Source organism: Bradyrhizobium sp. AZCC 2262, assembly GCF_036924535.1.
Taxonomy (GTDB): Bacteria; Pseudomonadota; Alphaproteobacteria; order Rhizobiales; family Xanthobacteraceae; genus Bradyrhizobium.
Map to the genome: position 1 here is coordinate 340,367 of NZ_JAZHRT010000001.1, position 25,945 is coordinate 366,311.

The 25,945-nt window shown below is 59.9% G+C and carries 23 protein-coding genes and 4 pseudogenes; 16 read left to right on the forward strand and 11 right to left on the reverse strand.

Features of this window, described 5'->3' with window-relative positions:
• Positions 1 to 151 precede the first annotated feature (151 nt).
• Positions 152 to 1,045, forward strand: a complete 894-nt coding sequence (locus V1283_RS01605; RefSeq protein ID WP_334384697.1) for an SDR family NAD(P)-dependent oxidoreductase — start codon at positions 152 to 154, stop codon at positions 1,043 to 1,045.
• Positions 1,046 to 1,498: 453 nt separating this feature from the next.
• Positions 1,499 to 1,780: pseudogene (locus V1283_RS44530) on the forward strand (DUF4261 domain-containing protein); the annotation flags it as partial.
• A gap of 245 nt (positions 1,781 to 2,025) precedes the next feature.
• Here V1283_RS44530 and V1283_RS01610 read toward each other — a convergent pair.
• The 3 genes from V1283_RS01610 to V1283_RS01620 form a co-directional block, all read right to left on the reverse strand.
• Positions 2,026 to 2,448: a VOC family protein gene (locus V1283_RS01610; RefSeq protein ID WP_334384698.1), complete on the reverse strand. Its 423-nt coding sequence runs from the start codon at positions 2,446 to 2,448 to the stop codon at positions 2,026 to 2,028.
• 815 nt (positions 2,449 to 3,263) lie between these two features.
• Positions 3,264 to 4,676: an ATP-binding protein gene (locus V1283_RS01615; RefSeq protein WP_334384699.1), complete on the reverse strand. Its 1,413-nt coding sequence runs from the start codon at positions 4,674 to 4,676 to the stop codon at positions 3,264 to 3,266.
• Positions 4,676 to 5,407, reverse strand: coding sequence for a response regulator (locus V1283_RS01620; protein WP_334384700.1), 732 nt, complete (start codon positions 5,405 to 5,407; stop codon positions 4,676 to 4,678). Before V1283_RS01620 ends, V1283_RS01615 begins: the two co-directional genes overlap by 1 nt.
• Positions 5,408 to 5,779: 372 nt before the next feature.
• Here V1283_RS01620 and V1283_RS01625 point away from each other — a divergent pair, with 372 nt between their 5' ends.
• From V1283_RS01625 to V1283_RS01645, 5 genes are all read left to right on the forward strand, one after another.
• Positions 5,780 to 8,170 (forward strand): LPS-assembly protein LptD, encoded by a 2,391-nt coding sequence (locus tag V1283_RS01625; protein WP_334392931.1) that lies wholly within the window; start codon positions 5,780 to 5,782, stop codon positions 8,168 to 8,170.
• Positions 8,171 to 8,382: 212 nt separating this feature from the next.
• Positions 8,383 to 9,384, forward strand: a complete 1,002-nt coding sequence (locus V1283_RS01630; RefSeq protein ID WP_334384701.1) for a YwqG family protein — start codon at positions 8,383 to 8,385, stop codon at positions 9,382 to 9,384.
• Between the two features lie 216 nt (positions 9,385 to 9,600).
• Positions 9,601 to 10,194 (forward strand): ArsR/SmtB family transcription factor, encoded by a 594-nt coding sequence (locus V1283_RS01635; protein WP_442895690.1) that lies wholly within the window; start codon positions 9,601 to 9,603, stop codon positions 10,192 to 10,194.
• Positions 10,191 to 10,691: an SRPBCC domain-containing protein gene (locus tag V1283_RS01640; RefSeq protein WP_334384702.1), complete on the forward strand. Its 501-nt coding sequence runs from the start codon at positions 10,191 to 10,193 to the stop codon at positions 10,689 to 10,691. Before V1283_RS01635 ends, V1283_RS01640 begins: the two co-directional genes overlap by 4 nt.
• A 34-nt stretch (positions 10,692 to 10,725) precedes the next feature.
• The gene (locus V1283_RS01645; RefSeq protein ID WP_334392933.1) at positions 10,726 to 11,136 is read left to right on the forward strand and encodes a DoxX family protein; all 411 of its coding nucleotides are present in this window, start codon (positions 10,726 to 10,728) and stop codon (positions 11,134 to 11,136) included.
• A 414-nt stretch (positions 11,137 to 11,550) separates the two neighbouring features.
• Here V1283_RS01645 and V1283_RS01650 read toward each other — a convergent pair whose 3' ends face one another.
• From V1283_RS01650 to V1283_RS01670, 5 genes are all read right to left on the reverse strand, one after another.
• Complete coding sequence (locus tag V1283_RS01650; RefSeq protein ID WP_334384703.1) at positions 11,551 to 12,369, reverse strand: haloacid dehalogenase type II; 819 nt, start codon at positions 12,367 to 12,369, stop codon at positions 11,551 to 11,553.
• Between the two features lie 304 nt (positions 12,370 to 12,673).
• Positions 12,674 to 13,246, reverse strand: coding sequence for a type II toxin-antitoxin system VapC family toxin (locus tag V1283_RS01655; RefSeq protein ID WP_334384704.1), 573 nt, complete (start codon positions 13,244 to 13,246; stop codon positions 12,674 to 12,676).
• Positions 13,236 to 13,532, reverse strand: a complete 297-nt coding sequence (locus V1283_RS01660) for a hypothetical protein (RefSeq protein ID WP_334384705.1) — start codon at positions 13,530 to 13,532, stop codon at positions 13,236 to 13,238. Before V1283_RS01660 ends, V1283_RS01655 begins: the two co-directional genes overlap by 11 nt.
• A 431-nt stretch (positions 13,533 to 13,963) precedes the next feature.
• Positions 13,964 to 14,236: a hypothetical protein gene (locus tag V1283_RS01665; protein ID WP_334384706.1), complete on the reverse strand. Its 273-nt coding sequence runs from the start codon at positions 14,234 to 14,236 to the stop codon at positions 13,964 to 13,966.
• Positions 14,237 to 14,717: 481 nt separating this feature from the next.
• A complete protein-coding gene (locus V1283_RS01670; protein ID WP_334384707.1) occupies positions 14,718 to 15,401 on the reverse strand; it encodes a hypothetical protein in 684 nt (227 codons plus the stop codon).
• A 241-nt stretch (positions 15,402 to 15,642) separates the two neighbouring features.
• On the opposite strand from V1283_RS01670, the gene V1283_RS01675 reads away from it, so the two are divergent.
• Complete coding sequence (locus V1283_RS01675; RefSeq protein ID WP_334384708.1) at positions 15,643 to 16,041, forward strand: hypothetical protein; 399 nt, start codon at positions 15,643 to 15,645, stop codon at positions 16,039 to 16,041.
• Positions 16,042 to 16,225: 184 nt separating this feature from the next.
• Here the strand turns inward: V1283_RS01675 and V1283_RS01680 are convergent, their stop codons facing one another.
• Positions 16,226 to 16,405, reverse strand: coding sequence for a hypothetical protein (locus V1283_RS01680; protein WP_334384709.1), 180 nt, complete (start codon positions 16,403 to 16,405; stop codon positions 16,226 to 16,228).
• Between the two features lie 665 nt (positions 16,406 to 17,070).
• Here V1283_RS01680 and V1283_RS01685 point away from each other — a divergent pair.
• A complete protein-coding gene (locus V1283_RS01685) occupies positions 17,071 to 17,439 on the forward strand; it encodes a VOC family protein (protein WP_334384710.1) in 369 nt (122 codons plus the stop codon).
• A gap of 467 nt (positions 17,440 to 17,906) precedes the next feature.
• On the opposite strand, the pseudogene V1283_RS01690 reads toward V1283_RS01685, so the two are convergent.
• Positions 17,907 to 18,055: pseudogene (locus V1283_RS01690) on the reverse strand (IS630 family transposase); the annotation flags it as partial.
• Between the two features lie 388 nt (positions 18,056 to 18,443).
• Here V1283_RS01690 and hflC (V1283_RS01695) point away from each other — a divergent pair.
• The 7 genes and pseudogenes from hflC (V1283_RS01695) to V1283_RS01720 form a co-directional block, all read left to right on the forward strand.
• On the forward strand, positions 18,444 to 19,334 hold the full coding sequence (gene hflC, locus V1283_RS01695; RefSeq protein ID WP_334384711.1) for a protease modulator HflC: 891 nt from the start codon (positions 18,444 to 18,446) through the stop codon (positions 19,332 to 19,334).
• Positions 19,335 to 19,411: 77 nt separating this feature from the next.
• Complete coding sequence (locus V1283_RS01700) at positions 19,412 to 20,458, forward strand: acetamidase/formamidase family protein (RefSeq protein ID WP_334384712.1); 1,047 nt, start codon at positions 19,412 to 19,414, stop codon at positions 20,456 to 20,458.
• 221 nt (positions 20,459 to 20,679) lie between these two features.
• A pseudogene (locus V1283_RS44535) lies at positions 20,680 to 21,633 on the forward strand (SO_0444 family Cu/Zn efflux transporter); the annotation flags it as partial.
• Positions 21,634 to 21,699: 66 nt separating this feature from the next.
• Positions 21,700 to 22,788: an FtsH protease activity modulator HflK gene (gene hflK, locus V1283_RS44540; RefSeq protein WP_442895838.1), complete on the forward strand. Its 1,089-nt coding sequence runs from the start codon at positions 21,700 to 21,702 to the stop codon at positions 22,786 to 22,788.
• A gap of 115 nt (positions 22,789 to 22,903) precedes the next feature.
• Entirely contained in the window at positions 22,904 to 23,911 is a 1,008-nt protein-coding gene (gene hflC / locus V1283_RS01710; protein WP_334384715.1) for a protease modulator HflC, read from the forward strand.
• A complete protein-coding gene (gene hflK / locus V1283_RS01715; protein ID WP_334384716.1) occupies positions 23,908 to 24,930 on the forward strand; it encodes an FtsH protease activity modulator HflK in 1,023 nt (340 codons plus the stop codon). The genes hflC (V1283_RS01710) and hflK (V1283_RS01715) overlap by 4 nt, the downstream gene beginning before the upstream one ends.
• Positions 24,931 to 25,328: 398 nt before the next feature.
• Positions 25,329 to 25,501: pseudogene (locus V1283_RS01720) on the forward strand (IS630 family transposase); the annotation flags it as partial.
• A gap of 12 nt (positions 25,502 to 25,513) precedes the next feature.
• Here the strand turns inward: V1283_RS01720 and V1283_RS01725 are convergent.
• Entirely contained in the window at positions 25,514 to 25,696 is a 183-nt protein-coding gene (locus V1283_RS01725) for a hypothetical protein (protein ID WP_334384717.1), read from the reverse strand.
• Positions 25,697 to 25,945: the final 249 nt, after the last annotated feature.

Genomic DNA, 25,945 nt, shown 5'->3' on the forward strand with positions numbered 1-25,945 from the left:
AGCACGGACCTCGACGGATTTCGCCGATATCATTGTTCTTGATCCTTCAACGGCCTCCTTTAACAGCACAAGATCTCAGTCACTGCGGCCCCGATGAATGCCTCATGCGAAGGACTGGATGAGATATCGGCCTCAGGAAGAGGATAGCGAGATGACTGAACGAATTTCGTTGGAAGGGCAGGTCGCGGTCGTGACTGGGGCAGGCCGCGGGCTGAGGCGGGCATATGTCGAACTTCTCGCAGAACGAGGTGCTCGGGTCGTGGTGAACGACCTGGGGACCGACGTATCCGGGTTCGGGAAGGACTCCATGCTGGCGGAGCAGGTGGCCGACCTCATTCGGTCACGTGGCGGCGAGGCAATCGCAAACGACAGGGATGTTTCCAGCCCTGAAGGTGCCAGGGACCTGATCGCGACGACTATCAAACATTTCGGCAGAATAGACCTGCTCGTGAACAACGCTGGTATCTGCGGAAACCAGCTGTTCGAGGACGCCACCCTTGAAGATTTCGATCACTATTGGCGCGTGCACCTCGGCGGGCCGGTGAACACGGTGAAGGCTGCCTGGCCGCATATGGTCGCACAGCGCTACGGGAAGATCATCCTCACGACGTCAGTCAGCGGCCTCCTGGGATTGCGCGGCCAAGCCACCTATGCGGCTGCCAAGTGCGCCGTAGTCGGATTGATGCGCATTCTCGCAATTGAAGGTGCCGAGTATGGGATTCTGGTGAACACCATTTCGCCAGTCGGATACACGAGGATGCACCCGGCCGCGGTTGCCGATTCCGCTTGGCTGAAGCAGAGCGAAGCCACCATGCCGGTTGAGGCTGTGGCGCCAGCGATCGTCTGGCTGGCAAGCGATCGTTGTTCGCAGACGAACCGCATCTACCACCTGGAAGCCGGAGCAATCCAACGGATCGCTATCGTGATGGGACCCGGCTTCTACGATCCACATCTGACACCCGAAAGCATCGCCGAGAACTACGCAAAGGTCGAATCGATCGAGGGCTTCCTCGAACCAGGTCCGTTCGAGCCCGGTGCAGCCTGAATCGCTCCGCCACGTTCACGCGGCCCGAAGAAAATCAAGCCGCTCGGCAAAGGGTGTCGGTGAAGCGCTTACGTTGTAACTTGGGATGGCGAGGCTGTTTCCAGACCGTCTCAGCAGAGATAGAGTATGCTATAAAAGATAACATGGATAAGAAGACCAAATATGTCCTCGGTTGGAGTTGCGCAGTCAAATCATGACGAACTAGGAAACTCAAATGCGCTCTCGTCGGAATAGTTGTCTTGATATCGCGACGGGCGCAGATCTCTTTTGACCCAAAATAGTATGAATGACGCTAGCTTCGAAGAGCAGTACAAATTAGTTCGGGAACCCACGGGAGCGGTAACGTGTGAATCAAGAAGTGGACAGGGCAAAAGACCTAATCGCGTCTCTAACTAAATCCCATTTTCGGCAAATTATGACCCCCGAACAACTAGTTGAACTGACTACGAACCGGGCGAAGTCGATGCGTTCTTGCGCATCATGTCTTCCTATATCGTCACCAAGGGGCCAATCATCAAACATGGAGACACGGCGGATGGTCCGGGTAACGTAAGGTGGCAGGGATTCCATTTGAGCGAAGCGCTGATCGGACCGGCGCGCCCGGTCATCCGCTGGTTTCCGCTCGACCGACGAAAGATACCCGCTGAGCTGGCAAAGGGCCCTGCACCAAGGCTCATGTCGTGGAAGGAGACCGCCCTTTGGATTTTAGGAGTTCGCCAGCAGCCGCGAATTTGAGGCAACCATGCCACCGGCATCAACCGCGATCATCCCGGTGAGTGGCGAATACGCTAACGATAGTCAAAGCTAAAATAGCGAGCGCTGTCCTGCCAAGGCTTTGCCGATCTCCTGCCCGGAACGGGGTCGCCCGAGAAGCGCGTCGTCAGGTGCCGGTCATCGGAACATTTGGGAGGACATCCCGCCAGAATGAGGCCCGCGGCTGGGGTGGGAGGATGGCCGCGGGCTCTGAGGGGTGTCTGTGGTCAGGTGGCGCTTTGGTTCATCGCCCACGCCACCCCGAACGGGTCGCGCAGCTGCGCGTAGGTGTCGCCCCAGAACATCTTCTCCGGTGCCTGAACCGCCGTGCAGCCGGCGTCGACGGCGCGCTTGAAGTTCGCTTCAATGTCCTTGACCATCAGGTGCAAGCTGAAACCGACCGGCGCGACCACCCTATGGCCGTGCTCGGGGTAGTAGTCGCTCAACATCAACGATGAGCCGTTGACGTAGAGGTGGATGTGCGCGGTTCGCCCGGTGTCATCGGGCGGCATCTGGGCGACGATCGTGGCGCCGAATGCCTTCCCGTAGAACTCCGCCGCCTTAGCGGCGCCGTCGACGTTTACATAGGCGACGAGCCCACCCTTCACGGGCGTGCCGGCCGACGTATTGGCTTCCATGGTCTGGGACATCTGGGAACTCCTATTCAGGTCCGCCCCTAGGACGGACGATGTTGGGCCGCCCCGACAGGCCGCTCGAACTTTTTTTAAGGCGGGGGACGTGTGACAGGGGATTGCGCAACAGAGATCGCCGCAAGCCGGCTGCCCCTGAGAGTGCAAATGAGAGGTGCGAGGCGATACCATGATACCAAGAACAGGATTGGGTTAGGTAGCCGGCACGAATATTTCGCCTCAACCCCTCGTTGGCTATTGGGGTTGGTGCGCAACGGCTGGGCGTTCGAGTGGCCGCGCTACTCAAAGGGCCGCTACACAGAAGCGCAGCGCGAAGCCGAATACGACGCGCGCGGCATGTAGGCTGGAAGCTGTGCGGTGCCGTGGCGCTATCGTGCCTGCATTGCAGCCGGCGGCCGGCCGGACGCATGCTCAGATGAAGCAAGGTGATGTCTGGAGCTCGCCGAAACGGCGTGCCGATCACGGCCAAGGCCTTCAACATCTTGGCCGGCCCATGGCGGATGGCGAGCAGATTACCCAGATTCTGCTGCAGCTGCGATCACAAGGAAACAGTGAGGCGCACCTTTAGCGATGCTGAGCTTTGCTGCAGGCAAAAGAAGCCGGACCTCCTTTCGGAGACCCGGTTGCCTTGCGATTTACTATCTCGGGAATCGGTGGTTGCGGGGAAACGCAACCACCAATACCGGCATTCCTTGATAGTGGTCATTTGAGGTAGGATTCGTCCTCACTTCACCGGCTTCCGGCCAATTCCTATCCACGCACTAAGGCCGGTCCCAATCGCTGGATCGCTGGAAACGAATACCAAGATCCGCATGCTACGCCGGCAGCTCGATGAGAGCGCGCAGCCCACCGCTATCAATGTCCTTAAGCGTGACATCGCCGCCATGCTCGCGCGCGACCGATCGGGCAATGCTTAAGCCAAGGCCGACACCTGCCTTGGCCGGATCGCGCGCAGGCTCCCGTCGATAGAACGGTGCGAAAACCTTCTCGTGCTCCTCCGGCGGAATGCCCGGCCCATCGTCCTCGACCACTATGACGACGCGATCGGTATCGCGAATGATCTTCACGCGCGCGGCCCCTCCATATTTGACGGCATTATCGATGAGGTTCGCGACAGCTCGACGAACAAGGGTCGGTCGACAGGGAACGTCGATGCCCCGCCGAGCGCAATAGGAGACCTTATCGCCGGCATCCGCAACGTCTTCGCAGACATCTCCAACGAGGACACCAAGGTCTACGAGCCTTCGCGGTTCCCGGCGAGCGTCATCTCGGGCAAAAGCCAGCGTGGAATCGATCATGGCATTCATGGCTTCCAGATCATCGAACATCTTGCGCTGTTGCTCACCATCTGCGACCAGCTCGGCGCGCAAACGCAGGCGGGCCAGCGGCGCTCGCAGATCGTGCGAGATGGCCGCCAGCATCTGGGTCCGGTCTTCCAGAAAACGCCGAAGCCTATCCTGCATACGATTGAAGACCTCAATCGTCGTACGCAATTCCTGCGGTCCATGTACGGCGAGCGGCGGCGCCGTCAAATCGACGCCAAGCCGCTCCGCCGCACCCGCAAACTCCCGGATTGGACGGGCAAGCCGGCGCGCGGTCCAGAACGCTATGAGGAGCGCAACGGAGACCAACGAGGCAAGAAATATCGGCAATACATATCCGCCGCCGAACGAGGGCAAGCCAGGAATGGTGAAGGTGATCCGCTGACCATCCAGCAATGCAGCTTCCAGCACCGCTTCCTCTTCGGAGGCCGACCCGGATTGATCGCGGTCGCCAGATCGATCGGTTTTGACCGGCAGCCGACGAGCGCTGACCATTATCGGCGGGGACAATTCCTCGAGCTGTATTTGAACGAGCTTGCGGAGCCGGTCGAGGTTATAATCGACCTTGGCCCCAGCTCCCGAAGACGCGGGCGCGTCCAAGGCAATCGGCATCTCGGGAGCTGCAGTCGCCGCGATTGCGATGAGCTTCTGTCTTTCGGCCCGGGGGACGGACGCCACGGCACGAATGGTCATGGCAATTTCTCCAGAAAGCATCGCCAGATTTCGGTGTGTGATGACGGCTACCATTATGAAGCGACCGGAGGCATAAGGTGAGCGATCCTGCCGAAAACCGTACGAGCTGAGGCCGATGCTAAGACCGAAGGCCATCACCAATCCAAGAATGATCGCAAGCACGATCGCGATTGCGATCCTTGCTGCGATGCCATTCAGCTTCGTCAGGATCATCATAATGACGCAGGAACCGGGACGACGTTCGCAGCCAGGATATAGCCACCGTTGCGAACTGTCCTGATCAGCGTCGGCTCCTTGGGGTCAGGCTCGATCTTGCGGCGAAGCCGGCTGATCTGAACATCGATGCTGCGGTCAAAAACGTTGGTGGAACGTCCCCGCGAAAGGTCGAGCAGTTGGTCACGCGACAGCACGCGCTGCGGCCGTTCGACGAAAGCAAGCAGCAATTCGAATTCACCGGCCCGCAACGGTACAAGGGCGTCTTTCCCCGAATAAAGTTGACGGTGGGTCACATCCAAGCGCCACCCGGCAAATTCAAGAATGCGTTTTTGATCTGCCGGAGCGCCAGCTTCGGGCGCGCCGGCACGCCGAAGCACTGCGCGGACACGGGCCAGCAATTCGCGCGGGTTCGCCACCTTTGCGAGATAGTCATCCGCGCCCATTTCGAGGCCTATGATCCGATCCACCTCATCACCCATCGCCGTCAACATGATGATCGGTAATGTACCGGTTGCACGCAACTGGCGGCATAGTGCCAAGCCGTCCTCACGGGGCAACATCAGGTCCAGGATCACCAGGCTGACGCGCGACGCCTCCAGGATCGACGCCATCTCGCGGCCATTATGGGCAATGGAAACGCGATAGCCGTGCCGGGCCAGAAAGTTTGACAGCAATGCGCAAAGTTCCTTGTCGTCATCGACAATAAGAAGATGTGGTTGAGCGTTCATGAGGTCGGAATCCCCTTACAAACCCCGCATTCGGACCCGGACTTATGGCCCATTTGTACGGGCGTCGCCTGCGAGTTGAGCGCTTCCGGCGAGCGATTTTGTAACCTTATGTAACCAACGGCCCATGGTGCAACAAGCTGCAATATTTTCGGGATGTTTGAGATTCCTGGGACATCAACGCCGGGAGTTTCCGCGTTAAGAGGGAACGCCAAAACTAATGCCTGGAGCATCTACGGACTCGACCGCTAACGGTCGAGCGGTTGGTGGGTACGATAGAGGTCGGCGTTGAAGTTCTGGATTGCAGGCCGCCTTCCACCGGGGAAGCAGACCTTACGACATCCGATCGCTCCGGCGCCCGCTATCAGGGCCTGGCTGGTTACGGCTCATCTAATCTTAGTGGTTGCCGCGATTTTCGAAATCGTGATCTCGATCCCCGCCGCGGCGCAGGGCTTTACATACAATCCGCATCGGCCGAAGCCGCCGGTGCGGCCCGCCAACAATGACGGCAAGATGGTCGTCCAGGCCGTCGAGGTCGACTACGACTACAACAACCAGCGTGTGTCGGCGGTCGGCAACGTGCAGATGTTCTACAACGGCACCAGCGTCGAGGCCGACAAGGTCATCTATGACCAGAAGACCAAGCGGCTGCATGCGGAAGGCAACATCCGCCTGACCGACGCCGAAGGCAAAGTCACCTACGCCAACGTCATGGATCTGAGCGACGACTACCGTGACGGTTTCGTCGATTCGCTGCGCGTTGATACCGAGGATGCGACGCGGATGGCGGCGACCCGCGCCGACCGCTCAAGCGGCAATTACACCGTGTTCGAAAACGGCGTCTATACCGCCTGCGCGCCCTGCAAGGACGATCCGAAGAAGCCCCCGCTGTGGCAGGTCAAGGGTGCACGGATCATCCATGACCAGACCGACAAGATGCTGTATTTCGAGAACGCCCAGCTCGAGTTCTTCGGCGTGCCGATGGCGTACCTGCCGTATTTCTCGACGCCCGATCCGACGGTCAAGCGCAAGACCGGCTTCCTGATGCCCGGCTACAGCAACTACACAGCCTTCGGCTACGGCGTGGAAACCCCGTTCTACTGGGCGATCGCGCCTGACTATGACGCGACCTTCAGTCCGCGCTTCACCACCCGGCAGGGCGTGCTGTTGCAGGGCGAATTCCGCCAGCGCCTGATGAATGGCGCCTACCAGATTCGCGCCTACGGCATCGATCAGCTCGATCCGGGTGCCTACGCCGGCCAGCCCGGCGACCGCCAGTTCCGCGGCGGCATCGACACCAAAGGCCAGTTCGCGCTCAACGACAAATGGGTTTGGGGCTGGGACGGCGTTCTGCTGTCGGATTACTACTTCTTCTCGGACTACCGGCTGGCCCAGTACAAGGACCCGCTGGGCTCGTTCCTGAGCCTTCCGACGGAAGCCATTTCGCAGCTTTATCTGACCGGCGTCGGCAGCCGCAGCTACTTCGACGCGCGCACGATCTATTATCTGAGCTTCTCCGGCAACCAGAACCAGGTTCCGATAATCTATCCGGTGGTCGACTACAACAACGTGATCAACCACCCGATCTTTGGCGGCGAATTCAGCTACAAGACCAACTTCACCAACCTTTCGCGTGACACGGCGGCCTTCGACCCGATCACGACACTGGCCAACACCGCCAGCCTGTGCACAACGACGTCCGCCGATCCACTGGCGCGGACGCCGTCGCAATGCCTGTTGCGCGGCTTCCCCGGCACTTACACGCGCCTGACGGCCGAGGCGCAATGGCGGAAGTCGTACACCGATCCGTTCGGTCAAATCTGGACACCGTTTGCGATTCTGCGCGCCGACGCCATCAATGCCTCGGTTTCGAACCAGCCGGGTGTTTCGAATTTCCTTCCTGTCGGCGACACCCAGGCACTGCGGGCGATGCCAGCGGTCGGCCTCGAATATCGCTATCCCTTCATCAACGTTCAGCCCTGGGGCACCACCACGATCGAGCCGATCGCGCAGATCATCGCTCGTCCCAACGAGATCTACGCCGGCAAGCTGCCGAACGAAGACGCCCAGAGCATGGTGTTCGACGCCAGCAACCTGTTCGCGGTCGACAAGTTCTCGGGCTACGACCGCGTCGAAGGCGGCGGCCGCGCCAATGTCGGCGTCCAGGCGACCACGCAGTTCGACCGCGGCGGCAGCGTCAACGTGCTGTTCGGACAATCCTACCAGTTGTTCGGCCTGAATTCGTATGCGGTGAAGGACGCGACTAACACCGGCCTCGATTCCGGCCTGCAGAACGCCCGCTCCGACTACGTCGCCCGCATCAATTATTCGCCGAACCGAACCTATACGTTCAGCGTGCGCTCGCGCATCGATGAAGCAACGCTCAACGTCAACCGCTTCGAGGCCGAGGGACGCGCCGCGTTCGACCGCTGGTCGGTGAGCCTGATGTACGGCAATTATGCCCCGCAGCCCGAACTCGGATATTTGACCCGGCGCGAAGGCCTGCTCGGCAGCGCCTCGGTCAAGGTGGCGGCGAACTGGGTCGTGTCGGGATCGGCGCGCTGGGATCTCGAAGCCAACAAGATCAATTCGTACAACATCGGCGCAGGCTATGTTGACGACTGCTTCGTGCTGGCAGCCAACTATGTGACGTCGTTCTCGTACTCCGCGGGCACTGCTCCGCCGGTCCTCGGTCACGCTTTCATGCTTACGATCGGGTTGCGGACCATCGGAAGCTATTCGATTCCCGTTCCCTCAATATGGTAGCGAGCAATGGCGGCGCACGCCCTCGGGCGTTTCCTCCCAAAACTTGCCGGGATATCAATCGAGATCCCGGTTCCTTTTTCGACGAGCGTCAAGTCGAGAATGCGCCGCTGGCGCCGTCTTAGATGAGTGATGCGGAGCGGGTCGGTGCAGTGCCACGGGGAATAACAATGTGGTCAAGATCAGAACTGGAGGCCGCCCTTCGGGAGGCCGGGTTGGATGAATGGGCCGCACGGCTCGCCCAGTTGGCGAGACACTGCATCATTCTGGTTCCGGGACCGGTTGAAGAAGCGGCGAACGCGCCGTTGGGCACAAGCCGCCTGGGCGGTTTGCCTGACATGCCATCGGATGTTGATTGGCCGCGGCGGCCGGTGTTTGAATCGAAATCGGATTGGACCGGTCCGATGCCGGGCCGTGTTCTGCTTGGCCCCCGCCATTGGCTGCACCGGCTCTTCCAGACGCAGCGATGGAAACGATCGTCAGAGGGATGGAAACGCTCGCGCCAAGCCGAAAGGGACATCCGCAACCGCGCTTGGCCAATGAGCTTCGTTGCCCAGATCGACTTTGCCGAGCTTCATGCCGTGCACGCCTTGGATGGCTTCCCGTCTGCCGGGCGGCTAATGCTGTTCTGCGATCCCTTCGATTGGCCGTGGGGCAAGGAAGATGATCAGGCGCGGGCCCGCGCGGTCTTCACGGCGCAGCCGGTCGAGCGCTTGCAACGCAGACGCTCTCCCGAGGAGTTCGATCGGCCCGAGGCAAGGGAAGTGATGCCGCGCGGCTACGTTTTCAAGCCGCGCATGTTGCGGCCGACCGCCTGGCTGTTGCCTCCACCGCTGCAATCCCGCGAGTTAGGTCGCCTAAGAGCTGAAGAGCCCGGTGCGTGGTCCCCCAATGGGCCTGCATTCTCTGCCTATCACCAATTCTGGGATGACCTGTATGCCCGACATCCCGACGTTTTCGGCGAGCAGGGTGAGATGATCCACCAGGTCGGTGGCACTGCCTTTTCGATCCAGAAGCCGGTGGAAGTGGAGTGCGCGAGACTTACCGGAGATGCTCCTGCGATAGCAGCTGACTGGCAGCTCATCTTGCAGATCGATAGCGACATCGAAGTGGGAATGGAGTGGGGGGACTTGGGGCGGCTTTACCTGTCCGCACGCAAGCAAGATCTGATTGCCCGTCGATTCGATCGATGCTGGATGATCATGCAGTGCTATTGAGGCGCTCTCTCAGCATGTCTTATGAGTAGGTCACGAGACAGACTTCGATTGTCCGGCATAAGCCAGATGCACTGCGATCATCCCTGTCTACGATTAGTCTATTTCTGGCGATCCAGGCAGTCGTGAAGTGACATGACCGAGTTATGTGGTCAGCGAAATGAGAATGGGTGGGAAGTCCAGCTATCCGCGCACGCAATGCAACATACGGGTGGTGGTATGCCCGCAATCACCTACGCCTCCGGCGGCCTCAAGGATACCGCAATCCGAACGACTGCCTGCAATTCCTGCGAGGAGGCGAAGCAGCCTTCCACGAACGCGCGCGCCGTCGCCGCCCGCAAAAAAAAGCGCTTGAGCGGAAGGCCGGATTGGGATAGGTATATAACCTATAGGTTGACAACTATATGGTTTATTATGGTCCAAGATCGTCTGAGCTCAGTGTTTTTCGCGCTTGCAGATCCTACGCGCCGCGGCGTCCTCGCGCGCTTAGCGACAGGCGATGCGACTGTGAAGGAACTCGCAGAGCCGTATGACATGAGCGTTGCGGCGGTTTCCAAGCATCTCAAGGTGCTGGAAGCGGCCGGCCTGGTCTCGCAGGGCCGTCAATCGCAATGGCGTCCCCGCCATCTCGAGGCAGGACCGCTGCAGGAGGTTTTCGAATGGCTCGAGGACTACCGGCGCTTCTGGGACAGGAGCCTCGACAGCCTCGCTGAGCATCTGCGCGTGCTGCAAATGCAGAATACCGGAAAGAAACGAGACCGTTCGCAGCGAGCGCGACGCGCACCCACGATGAAAGAAGGAAACAAAGAATGACAGCGATCATCGACGTCGGCGCCGTTGACAGGCCAGTCATCGTCATCACGCGCGACTTCGATGCGCCGCGCGAACTGGTGTGGAAGGCCATCACGGACCCCAAGCAAGTCGCGGTGTGGTACGGCGGGCCCGGCTTTACCAATCCAGTCTGCGAGATGGATCTGCGGCCGGGCGGTGCTTGGCATCACGTCATGCAGGCGCCCAACGGCACGCGCTACACGATCGACAGCGTCTTCGAAGAGATCGTCGATCCGGAACGCCTGGTGTGGCGAACGATCAAAGATCCCAATCGTAATCCCCCTCCGCCGACTTCGGTCAACACCGTTACACTAGAAGCTCGCGGACAGCGAACGCGGTGGAAGTTGGTCACGCTGTTTGATTCCATCGCTGATCGCGATTTGTCCGCCAAGATGGGATTCGGCCAAATGATCAGCATGGGGACGGATCGTATGGCGGCGCACCTCGAGACCCTCCAAGGAGTTCAAGACTATGGCTGAATCAGTTCATCAACCTCACACCGGAGCCAACCTCATGGGGCTGCAATTTCAAGTCTCTGGACGCCCGAAATGGATGCAGTGGACCGGTTGGGGCATGACCGGACTCATGATCGCGTTTCTGCTCTTCGATAGTGTGTCGAAGCTTGTGCTGGAACAGCATGTCGTCGAGGCAACGACTAAGATTGGATATCCCTTAGATGTCATCCGCCCGCTTGGGATCATCTGTCTCGCGTGCACGATGCTGTACGCGATTCCGCGAACGTCGATCTTGGGTGCGATCTTGCTCACGGCATATCTTGGCGGCGCTGTCGCCAGCAAGGTGCGAATAGAGGATCCGCTGATCAGCTCAGTCCTGTTCGGCGTCTATTTCGGCATCCTCGTCTGGGGCGGGCTCTATCTACGGGACGAGCGACTTCGTGCACTCATCCCGCTGAGCCGAGACTGATCACTGACAGTTTGCAAAGGAGTGTGCCATGTCGCTCCAGGCTTATTTGGACAATGTCAAAGCTAAAACCGGAAAAACGCCCCGTGTTGGATCACGTCGAAAAGGTGATCTTTCTCCGTTCCAAAGTCACCCCATAGGGGGCTCTATTCCAATCGAGCAAGACCTGCAGCAGCCGAGCGCGACGAATAAGTTGGAGTTTCGCATCGAGGGAGAGATCGATCGAAGAGCGGTACATACACGGCCGATAAAACTACGCGGCGCTGGAAGGCGTGGAAGGAAAAGTTGGACGCGAGCCCAATCGCAGCCGTTCAAGTCCCAACCGTCACCTCTTAGACCGGAAGGCCGACCATTCGTAGCGAAAGCTTAAATTACGTCAATGGCCGTACCATCACCCCACAGTTGGTAAGAAGACGATTAACGCCAAAGCTTGATCATCTGGGTAGCGATCCCCGGGAGATCCGGAGCGATAACCTGTGGCTGGGGCAGCCCATGCACGGGCAGCGGAGCATTGCCGGGTCTGGCAATGAGCGCTCCCGAGCAGCCAACGCTTTGCGCGCCGATCGTGTCCCACACGTGCGCTGCCACCATACAAATTGCGGACGGCGGTACATTCAATTCTTCGGCGACCATGTGGTACACCTGCGGGGCAGGTTTGAAGCGACGAACGCGATCGATGCTGAACGACGCTTCAAACCAACCATCGAGGCCTGCGTGCTTTAGCGGGCTACTGTGCGGATCGGGGGGCGAGTTGGTGCAGGTCACCAGACGAAACCCCGCGTCCTTCAGCTGCTTCAGCCCTGCCGGCACATCGGCATGCGCCGGCATTGTGAGCATTCGTGTTCTCAGTTCTTCAATGTCTGCCTCGGTAATCGAGACGTTGTGAATCGAGCCCAGCATCTTCAAGATGCCTTGTCCCAAGGTGAAGAACGTCGTGTAAGGGCCAGACAAGGTTATGGCGTTCGAATAGAGGATGAGCTGTCCGAACCACTCGCGCACGACCTTCCGATCGCCAAATAGTCGTTGAAACAGCGGTGCCATGAATTCGATATCAAGCAACGTCTCGTTGACGTCGAAAGCGCAGATCGACGGCACCGGAGCGTTCATTTTGCTTCCCTGATCGTCTGCAAGTGCCCCTCGCCCGACCGGCGTTGCTGTGACAGCGCCAGCAGCCACCACGCCTAGTCCCACCAGGAGGCTGCGGCGTCCAACCGAGTTCAAAACTTCGTCCGTCATAACCGTTTCTCCTGTCACATTGGTCGGCACACGTCTGTCATCCTGGAACGCGGCCACCAGGAGGACGGGTACGACTGAATGCAGCCTTCAAGGCCTCAGTTGCGCTACCTCCGAGGCGGCGTTCTGTCTCGTTTATCGAGGTGGTGGAGGCTGCGAATATCGCGACCGTTATGGACCGCTTCTGGCTGCGAAGCGGACGTTCGCCGAAACGCGGAGGTCGGCTAAGTGCCAATTAGCGTAATCCTTCGCTACCCGGAGTTCTTGCGGCACGGCGGGAATTTTCTGAGCGGCTGCGGGCATTGGCTCACGCCTGCCGATACAGAATGATCGGAACTCCCGGAACAAGTTGGTTCAGGAAGTCGAAGTCGCCGACATTCCCTGTCAATACGCTGGCACCGATACCCCGCGCCTGAAGATAGATGAGCGCATCGTTGAGGTATTTCCGCTCACGACCCGCACCCTTCGGCGCGCCGCTGAGACGAAAGAGCTCGCCCGCAAGCATCCCCGCTTCGCCCCACGTCGCCGAATCCGGAGCTTGCAAGCGATGCCGCGGAATGTCTTCAATCACATCCCGCACCGATTGCAGAACCCCACTCGTTGAGTGGTGAGCCGGATCGAGCCGCCCGAATACATGCGTTAGTTCGGCAAGGCAGACGGCCGAGTGGTAGCAGACCCGATATGTCAGCAATTCATCGACGGCGTCCGGCGTGCGCGCCTGCAAGACATCGAGATAAACGCCGGTATCGAGAATCAGCGCGCCGCCGATGAGCGGCTCGTCGGATGCCCAGGCAAGCTCGGAATCTGCTCGTCGCGTCAACCGCTCCAAACGCTTGTGCGGCTTCAGCCTCCGCCGCGTTCCCTGGAGATCAAATGGCAAGATCGATATCTGCCGGGACGCTTCCCTTGCGCCGAACAAGACGCGCGCCGAAATCGTCTTCGAGCGCCAAACGCGACAACGCGAGCTCTAGAAGTTCGGTATCGGAAGATACGTGAGCCCGCTTCTTTGCCGCTTCGATCAGGCCTGCCGGTACGCGGCCGGACAAGCGCGTGTTCTTGGCCTCACCGAGCAACCCGACGGCGCGCGCTTGCTCGAGCACGAGCCGGTTGCGCTTAAGCGCAATGTGCTCCTCGGTCTCTGTCGACGTGCGGGTCCGCACAGCCATGGCAACCTCCATTGTTGAACAAAACATAACAGTTGTTCAACGTTTTTGCAAGACCGGAAACAAGGGCTTGTCTGGCGATCGGTGCGCGACCACCGCGCACGCACTGTCGCTCGCGATCCTCGAAGGAGCGCTCGCCCAGAAGCGAGCACGTGCGATACGACTGAAACACATCTTCGTTGATATGACGCCGGCAGCCTACCCATCACTGGTTACTTCCTAACAGAGCGCTTCGTGCCTCACCAAAAGTGCTGGATTTCGGGTAGCCGAGAGCCGCCGTTGGTGCGAACTGAAATCAGCGACGCAGATCGATGCGAACGACCGGTTATGGCGCCGCAAGCGGACATTAGATCACCTGCCAACGTCGGCTAAGTGCCCAATAAGCGACATCACGCCGATCGCTGCTTGAGAGCGGTTTCATCTGGGATCCGCGCTCAGATGTTCCTGGAGCTACCGACTCCCCGAAGCCTTTGCGCATTTCGCAATTGTTCCGGGGTGGCCGTGTTTTGCGTGTTCGCTGCTAGTTTTGAAGTCGTTACCCTGGCTGCTTTGTCGGTTATGCCGAAGGGTGTGGTAACGATAATGGTGCCGTTGTTGTCACTGTCACGGCGTCCAATTTGATATTCTTGCGCCTGGGAGCCGACTGAAATTTGTCTGCATGAGTTTGCATCGTCGCTGTCGGCGAGCACTTCCAGATTGTCGCTCACGCGACAAATCTTCTTATAGTCGCCATCCTCAGTCGCTCTTGCAGCCGTAAACGGGACTAGCAGGGCGGTTAGAATGCTCACGATCGCTATGCGCTCCATCACCAATCCTCCCGCTGTGTGTCGCATTGAAGGATAGGGAATGCACTTGCGCTCCTCGCGTGAGTACTTGGCAGTCGGAACCGTGTCTCCTAGCCTAGCTCAAAATCTCCCGTTGGGTGGCCATAAGGAAGCTTGGCCGCATCCCCAAGTTGGTCGCTCTGGGTCATCAACGGACCTGACGGCCCCGAAATCCATCTTCCGCTCTTCCCCCGGAAGCGAACTCGAGTCGGACATTGGGCCATGTCCGAGACGTGCCACAACCGGACTCGAGTACTCGCCAGGTTCGGACGTTCCGTGACCTGTTTCTGATCACCGAGCTTTTAGATTCCAAGGCCGAAAGCGACGATGTCGGTTTTTGAAGCCGGTTGGCTCGGATGTACTGTCAGATCGAGCGGGCTTTCCGGTTTGTTGAGGTCCTCAAAAAAGCCGCCGCCGATCCATCAAACCGAAGCTCGATTGATCCGCCGCTATTCCGGCTATCTAGGTCGGGGTCGAACTCATGCTGCCAAAGCTCATCGAGCATCGTTTCATGAATCGTATTTTTTACGCGCTGAGCTTCTTCTGCATTTCCTGATGCCGTGAAGTTAGCGATAGCAGAAATGAACCTGTTGATTTCGCCAAACGGCAGCAATCGAGCGTACTGCAACTCGATTTCGGTTCCGACCTGTGGATCAGCGGGGCCGTAGTGATGGGTCGCAAAAATCTGCAGATTTCCAACGCTATATTCGTTATAGAAAATCTCGTAGCGACGACCGTACTCCGGTTCCTCGCGGCCTGTGAGTTCAGCGTTAGGTCGTTCTTGCAACCGCCACGGCTCGTTTGGCTCGAACCTGTGGTTTAGAGCGTCGGCAAACATCTCGAAATCGGAGAAGAACCGTCGATCCCCGTCGGTGATTCGTTGCTCGATGCCGTTTCGTAACGAAGACGGTGTATGATTGGGCGTGATGGGCTTGCCATTTAGCAGCTTACCTAGAAATTTCCGCTTAGGGCCACGCCTGACCGTTCTCCAGATGTAGCTGGTGAAGCCCAAATTTACCAGAACCAGCAATATCAGAACTTCGTACATGTTCGCCCCCTAGTCGCTGTTGACGGCGCTTGAGCGATAGCTGATCCGAGGAAAAAACCGCAACCCCCGGTTAGCACTTTTGTGGTCGTCACGTGGCACACTTTTTCAATGCGTGTCCAACGCGAGTGCTGATTATTGCACGGGAGTACGCACGACGGTAACCTTGCCACTGCAATGCTTGCGATAATGGATTCTGGTGCCGCTAAGGGAGAATAACAAGCCAGTTCGGAAAGTGATTTGATTGAAACTCAACACCACATTTGCAGCCGCTATGGCAGCCATTGCTATGTGCCCGATCGGAGCCGTGGCCGAGGTCTATTCGTGTGAAATTAAGGAATGGGTGCGGGTAAATGACGAGGGACTTGTTCGGCCCGCGCCGAGTGCATCTTTTAAACGCCACGTATCGATCGACAAAGAAACCGGCAATGCTATCGGCGATGCGTTGTCCGTTGCAAATCGTTGGGAAGTTGCTCAAAAGGGTTCGCAAGAAAACGCGTTCGTGACCCTTGGCTACGTTGGGTCGCGGCTCGTTTATGAAATTGCTGTCTACGAATTCAAAATAGGACGCGAGAAACCCCTGATCATTGCCGTTCGGTCGCGTCGCGGGCTTTTTTCAGCCCTCAGTGGAATCTGCCAATGATGTTTCGCATGTCGCAGGATGCGTAGGTGCCGTTTGTTCGTCAGAAGCAACGTCGGCAGCGCGGATAGCCGTGCTGTCGGCAACGCTCATTGAGGCTCGAAAGATCACGGATAAGCGGCACGGTTACCGAGGCCGGGTTAGTTTAATTGACCTTGGGAACTTTTGACCCGCTGGACAAGGCCGATCATTTCCCCTTCGCCTTCAGCGCGATGATCCGAGCACGGAATTTCCTGATCTCCTTAAGGAGATCGTGGCGTACCGGCCCCGGAGGGAGCTTGCGGGCAGTCTTTAGCAACTCCGCGGCCATCGCCTCCAGTTCTTGCATCTCGGTTAGCGTTCGACCGGTCGATTTGATCGGGATCATTTTCCCTGCGCCTTCAGCAGTCAGATTTGGCGAGATCTGCCTCTGCCGGGGAACAATCTGTCAGCCAATCGATCGAGCCGCTTCTCGGTGCCGTGCGCGCCGTTTAGATGCCCGACCAACTCGCCGGACAGTAGCTCGCCGTTTCACGCCGGCCGGCCTTACTTCGGTGGGTGCAAATCGCCTTGAAGCCAGCGTCCAAGACCCTTGGACGTCATGGGGTCTTCATACGCGACAAAGGTCGTAAGTACCTGATTGCAGACAGCGCATTCAAACGTTTGCAAGTCGACGCTCCGGGCGCGTGCTGGCTCGATGCTGACGAGCATCATCTGGGCCTTGCACTTCGGACAGGCGGGGCGCTCGATTGCAGCGAATGGAATGACGGACGAGAGGCGTTGAGATTGGGGCATGATGCTTCCCTCGAACAGGCGGGAGCGCAACACTCTCTGTCACCGGTAGTGCCTAGGAGGCGGAGCGGTGATTGTCTGAATATGCGCCTGAGGGATCGCAAACGCGAGTTAATTCGCAGATATTTGGAAGGAAGGTGAGCGCCCCGCGGAAATTGCGAAACCGGAAGCTTCCGCCCGATGCGGTGGGCGTCCGCCGCCAGTTGCCAGTCTGGGGCCTGTGGCAACGGCGCGGGGAAATGAAACGGGAGAGTTCTGTCCATGATCGAGGGGATCAGCGCGGCCACACTCGGCACCCACGAAATGCCACGAGCCGTCCGATTCTACCGCACGCTGGGGTTCGAGATCCTGCATGGCGGCGAAGATTCGTCATTCACCAGCTTTCGAGCAGGGACAAGCTATCTCAACCTCATCGTCCAACCAGCCGAACGACGCTGGTCCTGGTGGGGTCGGGTCATCTTCTACGTCACCGATGTTGACGCACTTTACGACCGTGCACTCGCAGCGGGATACCAGCCAGCTACCGTGCCCCGCGATGCCGAATGGGGTGAGCGCTTCTTCCACCTAATTGACCCCGATGGCCACGAACTCAGTTTCGCTCGACCTTTGCTCCCGGCTTCCGGCCAATAGCAGCTCGAAGCGGCCTGTCATTCCAAGAGGCGTTGGGAGAGCGTAGGGTGCTCCGATTATCCGCTGAACCTGTGAGGCAATCATGCAGTTCAGGACAACCGGACTACTGTTGCTCGGCGCGATGGCGCTTCCCGCCTCCGGGACCGCACAAACACTCCTGCTCCATCGGCAACTACACGAACGGTGATCGCCGCAACCAAACTGCGGACCGTTACAGACGTGCCGCTCCATTTCAAAGCGATGAGTATCACTCTTCAGCCGGACGAGTGGAGCGGCGTCTCGGCGGCCAACGACATCCTCTACCAGATGTCAGGGTCGACCGAGGTCTCGCTCGGTGGCGCGGCCAAAATGCTCAAAGCCGGAGAGGGGCTGTTTATCGCCGGCGGAGAGACGGCGGCGCTAACGGCGGGTAGCGGAGGGCAGTCAACTTTTCTCCACTTCTTCCCTATCCCCGCTGTGGACTTGGGATGGCAGAAGCGTTTGATGGAAGCTAAAATCTGGCCTGCGGACTTGGTCCATTTGAAGGGCTTAGGGTTTGTGTTGTGCAGATCGATGAAGGTACGGATGTCGGCCTCGAGCTGCCTGACGGAGGTGTGTGGACACCTCGCTGGATCTGCGGCCCTGCACGGGCGCTGCGTACGATCACCTTCGTCGCGTAAGCATCGTACCGCGGGGTGCAGGCCACAGAAAGGCGTAGATTCGCGAGACATGGCGCGCAGTAAGCATACACGCGGGTCGGGCGTGTCCGCCGTGGTATATCCCGCCAGCGCCACGGGCGCAAAACACGGATCACCGTCTCTTGCCCTCGATGGGGCATTGGTGCAAACTTCCTAAATCCTGATCATGTCGAGGCGCCCGCCGCGGTGCCGTCACGCCGAGGCGAACAGCCCAACGCTGAAGTAGACCAGCGGGACGGACGGGCCATGGTTCGATCTCGTGATAACGCAGTGGTATCCGACAGGTGGCCGTATCGGCGCGCCCTGGCGGCGATCGCTGCGCTTGGCTTGGTCGCTGCAGTCGGTAGCCTTTGCTTTTTCACCGTTGACAGCGCGGACTACGCGATCGTCACGGAGTTCGGCAAGCCGACGCAGGTGATCACTGCGCCAGGGCTGGGGTTCAAGCATCCCTTGCAGAGCGTCCGGACGTTCGACCATCGCCTGTTCATCTACGCTGCGCCGCCGAGCGAATTCCTGACCCTTGAGAAAACGCCAGTCGTAGCATCCGGCACGATCTTGTGGCGGGTGGCCGATCCGAAGCGGTATTTTGAAACGGTCGTCGACAGAAGGACCGCCGAATCGAGACTCGGCGACATCCTATCCGCAGAGTTGGGGGCCGCTATCGGGAACAATCGTTTGGTCGCGTTTGTCTCGATGGATGCCGCAGCCTACCGAGCGGATGCCATCGTCGCCGAGATTGCTCGTCGGTGTGACGCCGTGGCGCTGCGGGACTACGGCATCGGAGTCCTCGATGTCCAGCTGCGCGGCTTCGATTTTCCCAAGCAGAACCGGTCCCGCCTTTACGCCAGAATGAAATCCGAACGCGGCCGCATCAGCATGCTGTATCGCTCGGAGGGCGAGGAGGCGGGGCTGAAGGTGCGAGCCGCGGCGGAGGAGCAGAAGGCGCGGATACTCGCGAGGGCGATCGAGTTCTCGCAACAGCGCCGCGGCGAGGGGGACGGGGAGGCGGCGCGCATCTATGCGAACGCGCTGAGCCGGGCGCCCGAATTCTACGCGTTCCTGCGTGCCATGGAGGCGTCGCGAAACTTCGCGCGAAAAAGCACGACCATGGTGCTGCCTGCGGATTCCCCACTGTTCGGCGTGCTCCTGGACAGCGACTATTTCAACGGCGGTGCTCCGGGGAGCGATGGCATCCGCGGGGATTTGCCGAGGCAGTAGATGGGGTTCCAGAGGAGGAAACAAAGGATCGAGTGAGCACATGAAATGAGCCAAATGATCCTAGGGAGGTCATGAACATGCCTGCGAACTATCGAGCACCGACAAAGACGTTGCGATTCATGCCGGCCGCGCTGCTGCTGTCGATTGCCGGGCTTTCGCTTGCCCGGCCGGCTGTGGCGGCCGAAGTGAGGTACGATCCGGGCGACAAGGTTTATTTCACCTACTGCCATTCCCATCCGCCGGCCATGCGCATCAGGTCCGGGGACTCGGTTATCACCAGTACGCGTGACGCTTCCAACGATGCGTTCTCCATCTCCGACAAGACGGTGATGCCAAAGTTGGACCTCACCAAGGTCAATCCGCAGACCGGTCCGTTTTACGTCGAAGGCGCCGAGCCCGGTGACACGCTGGAGGTCCATATCGACAGCATCGAGCCCAACCGCGATTGGGGATGGGGTGCTTCAATTCCGTACTTCGGGCTGCTCGCGCCGGAATACAAGACTGCGATGGTAACGCCGGCTGCCCCCGACCGTCTGTTCATCTGGCGTCTCGACAAGAACCGCAAGGTCGCCATTCTGGACATGCCGAACAGCAAGATCGGCAAAGCCGAGGTACCGCTCAGGCCGTTCTTTGGCACCATCGGCACGGCTCCGGCAGGGAAGGAGTGCATCAGCTCGCTGATTCCCGGGCCGCATGGCGCGAATATGGACTTCAACGAGGTCGTCGCAGGAGTCACCATGCAATTCCCGGTTTTCGAACCGGGCGCGTTGTTCATGCTGGGCGATGGGCACTCCGCCCAGGGCGATGGGGAGATCCACGGTGCTGCGATCGAGACGCCGTTCAACGTCAGGTTCACGGTCAACCTGATCAAGGGCAAGAAAATCAACTGGCCGCGCCTGATTAATGACAATGAGATCATGTCGATCGGCAGCACGCGGCCTCTGATCGACGCCCTTCGGCTCGCCTGCGTCGACATGGTCGACTGGCTTACGAGCGACTACGGCTTTGAGCGGTACGATGCCGTTCAAATGCTTGGTCAGGCGGCTCATCTTTATATCGCGAACGTCGTCGACCCGCAGTACTCCGTGGCCTGCGCATTGAACAAGAAATATCTGCCGCGGTAACGCACACGCGTCGCCGGCGGTGTCTGCGCAAGGCATCGCCGCGGCGCTAGTGCGGCGGATTTTGCAGTCCCTGTCAGTTGTGCAGCAAGCACGTATAGGAACTCCACAGCCCCGAAAAGGGGATCACGATGATCAGCTTTCTGTTGGACGTCCTTCGGCAAACCTGGGAAATCATGGAAGAGGCCTCGGTCTTTCTCCTGTTCGGCTTCCTGCTCGCCGGGATGCTCGGGATCCTCGTGCCGGGCCGGCTGCTGACCCGGCTGGTCGGGACTGGAAAGATCAAGTCCGTGCTCTGGGGATCGGTCGTCGGCGCGCCCATACCCTTGTGCTCTTGCGGCGTCCTGCCAACAGCGCTCGGGCTGCGCAAGCAGGGAGCGACGCCGGGCGCCACCGTCGCGTTCCTCGTCGCGACGCCGGAAACCGGGGTCGACAGCATCAGCCTGACCTACGCGCTGACCGACCCGGTCATGACCGTGTTCCGCCCCATCGCCGGGGTGGCAACGGCGATTGCCGCCGGGCTCGCCACGAATCTGTTCGGCGCCCCGCGCTCCAAAGCGACCGAGCCGCCGCAGGAGGTCGCCAAGACTCCGGCCGCAGGCGACGAGCGATGCCAGCACGCAGGCGCCCCCGGAGGACATGATCACGCGCATAGGCACGATCACCACGACGACCATGTCCAGGGGACGAATTCGCTGCCGGACCGTGGCGCCAGCCGGACCATAGTTGACACGACAAGGCGCATCATCCGTTACGGATTCGTCGAGCTGCTCGACGACGTGAGCTGGTGGCTCGTTCTGGGTATCGTTCTGTCCGGTGTCGCGGTCGTCGCAATTCCGGCGCAGCTGTTTGACGGGATGTGGGGCGGCGGAATCGCCTCGATGGTGCTGATGCTTGTCCTGAGCATCCCTCTTTACACTTGCGCTTCCTGCTCGACGCCTATGGCGGCCGCGCTGGCTCTCAAAGGCTTGAGCCCAGGCGCCGTTCTAGTTTTCCTTCTCGCCGGACCGGCCACGAATATCGGCAGCCTCGTCGTGCTGCTGAAGGTCCTGGGCCGCCACGCAGTGGCTGCCTATCTGGTCGCGGTCGTCATCATGACGCTCGCTGCGGGTTTCGCCCTCAATGCGATTTACCACGCCTGGGGGCTTGATCCGCGCGCGACATTCGGGACGGCCGCCGGATTCGTGCCGGACCTCGTCAAGGAAGCTGGCGCCGTGCTGCTCACCGGCCTGCTGATCCTCAGCATGTGCCGGACGCACGTTCCAAACGAATGGGTCTGGCTCCGCGACCGAGCCGCGCAGCTGACCGGAATCGCAGTTACCCCGCGCGGTCTGGGGTTCGCAGCCGCCGCCGGCGCGGCGGTCCTCTGGCTCGGGAGCGGCCTCTTCACAGTTGGGCCCGGCGAGGTCGGCATGAGACTGCGGTTCGGCCGGATCCTGGCGTCGGATCTCGAGCCTGGGCTGCACTTCAGATGGCCCTGGCCGTTCGAGAACCACCGTCTGATCGCGCAGAATCTGGCGCAGCGGCTCGAGTTCGGACTTCCACCGGAGCTGTCCCGGGAGGAGGCGACGCGCGCGCAGCTTCGCAGCCGGCCGGCCTTCGGATCGATTCCCCTGCCGCAGCAGGCGGCGAGCGGGGTCTGGTTCCAGAAGGAGACGACGCCCGGCGACTCCTTCCTGCTCACCGGCGACGGCAACCTCATAGACCTGAGGTCCACGGCCCAGTACCGGGTCAAGGATGCGCTGGCCTTCGCCTACCATCTCGCCGAACCGAAGGCACTCGTGCGCAGCACGATCCTGGCAGCGCTGCGGAGTGCGGTCGCGACCCGCGCCATCGATGCGGTCTACACCACAGCGCGCGAGGAGATCGAACGCGAGACGCGTGAGGCCGCCCAGTCGATGCTGGACCGCTACCAGGCAGGAATCGAGGTCCTTGCCGTCAGCCTGCTCTATGACCATCCGCCGGACGAGGTCCATAACGCCTTCCGAGACGTCGCCAGCGCCCTGGAGGACAAGCTGCGCACGATCAACCTGGCGAACGTCTTCGCAGTGGAGAAGATTAACCAGGCAAAGGGCGAGGCCGCGGCGATGACTGAGGGCGCGCTGGCCTTCAAGGAGCAGCGGATCGCTGGTGCGCAGGCCGGCGCGGACGCCTTTGCGCTTCGGCTCGAAGCTTACCAGCGCGCCCCTACGCTTACAAAATTCCGATTGCAGCTCGAAACGCTCGAAGACGTTCTGCCGGGTATGCGGAAGTTTGTGCGGCCCGGTGCCGGCGACGTGAAAGACTTCGACATTTGGCTCCTGCAGCCCATCGGCTCGGGCCAAAGCAAGTAGCGAGGCCGGCTTCGCGAGGATCAAGAGACTTTAGGAAGCAGCCGGATCAGGTGGGAGCGAGATGACGAAGCCCATTGGTCAAACGGATAGGATCTGAAGGCGTCGGCAGGTGAGAATGGCGGAACAATCCACCACGGCGAATAAACGATCGAACGTCGTGCTTCGGCGTACCCTGCCGGCACTGACGGCGGCGCTCACGGTCTGGGCTGTTGTTTCCTCGTTCTTCGCCCTGGACGTCACCGAATATGGACTTGTCACCCGCTTTGGGCGTGTGGTCCGTGTCCTTGCCGAGCCGGGCCTCCACGTCGTTGCCCCATTTGACCGTGTTGTGCGGCTGGACAAACGCATCCTGTTCTTTCGCCCGGCGCCTTCCGAATTTCTGACGGTTGACAAGAAGAACCTCGGCGTCGACAGCCTCGTGACATGGCGGATCGTCGACCCAGAACGCTTTCTCGCCGCGCTCGCGACCCCGGCTGCGGCCGAGCAGCGTCTCTCCGATGTCGTCTTGGCGGAGATCGGCGCCGTCATGGGCCGGTATCCGGCATCCGTCCTCATCTCCACCGACCCGGCAAAACGCAACTACCAGGCCGTGGCGTCGGAAGTCTTTCGTCGCGCCGCCGCTTTCGCCCGAACGGCTTACGGCATCGACGTGGTCAGCGTCGATGTCCGCCGCCTCTACCCTCCGGAGCTGAACCGGGAGCACGTCTTCGAACGCATGAAGGCCGAGCGGGCCAAGATCGCCAAGGAAAACCGCTCGGCGGGTGAGGTAGAGGCGAAGAGGATCATCGCGGAGGCCGACCACGAGAAGAGCCGCATCGACTCCGACGCTGCCGGACAGGCCGAGCGCATCAAGGCCGAGGCCGATGCCGAGGCTTCGCGGACCTTCGCTGCAGCCTTCGGGCAGGATCCGAGATTCTACCAATTCCTCCGGACCTTGCGGGCCTACGACAAGTTGCTGGATGACAAGACGACTATCTTCCTTCCCGCAGACACCGACGCTCTGCGGATGCTGCACTTCGACAAGCAACCGGGCCAGGTCGGACCGTCCCCTCCGGCGCCTGGAGAATTTTCAAGCGGCGCCGGTCTTCTGCAGAACAAGAAACGCGAGGAGGAGGTCCGATGACGCTCGCGTCCGATCAGGCCCGCCTTGGCGACACGCGGCGAGAAGCAGATCATGCCGCAGAAGATCTGACGCACCGAATAGAACCGCGGTCGCATCCCGGACTATCGCGCCTCGCTTGGCGTCGCCATCGCTATTGGATCCTCGCCATCCTCGGTCTTTTGTTGGGAGCCCATCTGGCCTCGGGCATCTATATCGTCGGAGCAGACGAGCGCGCGGTGGTGCGCCGTTTCGGTGCCGTCGAGGCCGAGGTCGGCCCTGGCATGCACTACCGCTTCCCCTGGCCTGTTGATCGCCTGGACGTCGTCAAGACGACCAGCGTGCAGAAAGTCGGCGTGGGATTTGCGATACCCGGCGGTGAATCGGCAGCGCCCTTCGGCATGGAGTTGCTGACCGGGGACACCAATATCGTCAATGCTGCCCTTGTTCTGCAATACGTCATCCGCGATCCGGCGGAATTCCTTTTTCAGATCGAGGAAGCACCGGCCTACGTCGAGGCCGTCGCCGAGGGGGTGCTGACCGAGACGGTCATTGGCATGCCCATCGACGAGGTACTGACCAGAGGGCGGGTCGCCGTGCAGGAACGCGTCAAAGCCGAGACGCAGGAACTCCTGGACCGTCGCCGCAGCGGCATTCGCATCGTGTCTGCGAGCATTATGACAATGACTCTCGACAGATCGGTTGTCCAGGCGTTCCAGGACGTTGCGAACGCCATGGCCGACCGCGAGAAAGTGATCAACGAAGCCCGCGCTTACGCGAGCAACCTTATTCCCAAGGCACGGGGCGAGGCTCGCACACGGTTGAGCGAGGCGGAGGCCTACAAGCAACAGCGTGTCGCCGACGCCGTCGGCGAGACAAGCCGTTTTTTGGCGTTGCAGAAGGAGTATGAAAAGGCACCGGACGTCACCAGGACACGACTGTATCTGGAAGCCATGGAGAAGATTTTGCCCAAGCTGCAGCTCTATATTATCGACTCTGATAAGGGACGCGTGCCCCTCCATCTAAGGGTGACCGGCCCGTAATCACAGCTTCCGAAGAATGTTCCGTTGGGTCGCGCCACGGACGTTCTCTGCCCCGGACTGAAGCCGAGAAAGGAGGTGTCTCGTTTCTTCCCGCCGAGCAGAACACCAATGTGGCGCTCAAATACGCCAGCTACAGACGCATTCCGCCCTTTACTTATGTCGAATATGAGGACCAGCCAACGTTTCTGGCATTTCCTGCGTCATGCAGTTGTCATGATTGGAGCGGCTTGGCCTACGCGCTCAAGGTCGGCTGTTCTCCAGCGGGCCAAAAGCACCAGTCTGACTGCACGCGGATCACTTCCGATCTTCCCCCAATAAGCGGACGATTTCTGAGTCAGTGGCATATCTCAAAGGTGCCAACAAGCACATCGACTGTCGCGACCACGACGTCCGTTCGCTCGCCGAACCTGAACCCGATCGACAGGTTTTCGCCAAGTTCAAGCACTTGTTGCGCAAGGCCGCCGCGCGTTCGGCCGAAACCATCTGCGTCACAATCGGCGAAATCCTCCGAGCATTTACGCCCACCGAATGCGCCAACTATTTCCGAAACTCACGCTATGCCCAATCCTAAAAGCATCATGCTCTAGTCTTCGTCCGGCTCGCGCACGACCGGCGGCTCGTCGCCGCGGTCCTCTTCGTCCTCTTCCTCCTCCTCGTCCTCTTCGTCTTCACTAGGATCTCGGGGCGGCATCGTGTTGCCCATGATCACGAAGGGACTCCTCTCGATCAACCTGGTGGAAAATTCCTCGGAGATGTGTGGGGTCATGTTGTTGCTCCTCGGGTGTGGGGGAACTTGGCTTCGGTCCGCCGGACGCTCACGCCGTGATACCCGGCGGGTGGAATGGCGGCCCCCAGTTCGCCCCCTGCGCTGGGGCCGCTTCTTTTGCCAAAACGGGGGCGCGAGGAGGCTGCGGCCTTATCGGACGCCTAGTTGTTTGATCGTCAGAGCCGAAATCTGCGCGGCGTCATGAACACCGGATTGCGCGATCTTGATGATCGTCTTCGCGATTATTTC

What these genes read in the sequence shown, in the direction of transcription:
- hflK (WP_334384716.1), top strand. Translation starts at nt 23,908, where the DNA reads ATGACGCTCGCGTCCGATCAGGCCCGCCTTGGCGACACGCGGCGAGAA.
- V1283_RS01650 (WP_334384703.1), bottom strand. Translation starts at nt 12,369, where the DNA reads ATGACGGACGAAGTTTTGAACTCGGTTGGACGCCGCAGCCTCCTGGTG.
- V1283_RS01670 (WP_334384707.1), bottom strand. Translation starts at nt 15,401, where the DNA reads ATGTACGAAGTTCTGATATTGCTGGTTCTGGTAAATTTGGGCTTCACC.
- hflK (WP_442895838.1), top strand. Translation starts at nt 21,700, where the DNA reads ATGTGCCGGACGCACGTTCCAAACGAATGGGTCTGGCTCCGCGACCGA.
- V1283_RS01700 (WP_334384712.1), top strand. Translation starts at nt 19,412, where the DNA reads ATGCCTGCGAACTATCGAGCACCGACAAAGACGTTGCGATTCATGCCG.
- V1283_RS01605 (WP_334384697.1), top strand. Translation starts at nt 152, where the DNA reads ATGACTGAACGAATTTCGTTGGAAGGGCAGGTCGCGGTCGTGACTGGG.
- V1283_RS01640 (WP_334384702.1), top strand. Translation starts at nt 10,191, where the DNA reads ATGACAGCGATCATCGACGTCGGCGCCGTTGACAGGCCAGTCATCGTC.
- V1283_RS01635 (WP_442895690.1), top strand. Translation starts at nt 9,601, where the DNA reads ATGCCCGCAATCACCTACGCCTCCGGCGGCCTCAAGGATACCGCAATC.
- V1283_RS01620 (WP_334384700.1), bottom strand. Translation starts at nt 5,407, where the DNA reads ATGAACGCTCAACCACATCTTCTTATTGTCGATGACGACAAGGAACTT.
- V1283_RS01615 (WP_334384699.1), bottom strand. Translation starts at nt 4,676, where the DNA reads ATGATCCTGACGAAGCTGAATGGCATCGCAGCAAGGATCGCAATCGCG.
- V1283_RS01725 (WP_334384717.1), bottom strand. Translation starts at nt 25,696, where the DNA reads ATGACCCCACACATCTCCGAGGAATTTTCCACCAGGTTGATCGAGAGG.
- V1283_RS01660 (WP_334384705.1), bottom strand. Translation starts at nt 13,532, where the DNA reads ATGGCTGTGCGGACCCGCACGTCGACAGAGACCGAGGAGCACATTGCG.
- V1283_RS01645 (WP_334392933.1), top strand. Translation starts at nt 10,726, where the DNA reads ATGGGGCTGCAATTTCAAGTCTCTGGACGCCCGAAATGGATGCAGTGG.
- V1283_RS01685 (WP_334384710.1), top strand. Translation starts at nt 17,071, where the DNA reads ATGATCGAGGGGATCAGCGCGGCCACACTCGGCACCCACGAAATGCCA.
- V1283_RS01680 (WP_334384709.1), bottom strand. Translation starts at nt 16,405, where the DNA reads ATGATCCCGATCAAATCGACCGGTCGAACGCTAACCGAGATGCAAGAA.
- hflC (WP_334384715.1), top strand. Translation starts at nt 22,904, where the DNA reads ATGGCGGAACAATCCACCACGGCGAATAAACGATCGAACGTCGTGCTT.
- V1283_RS01610 (WP_334384698.1), bottom strand. Translation starts at nt 2,448, where the DNA reads ATGTCCCAGACCATGGAAGCCAATACGTCGGCCGGCACGCCCGTGAAG.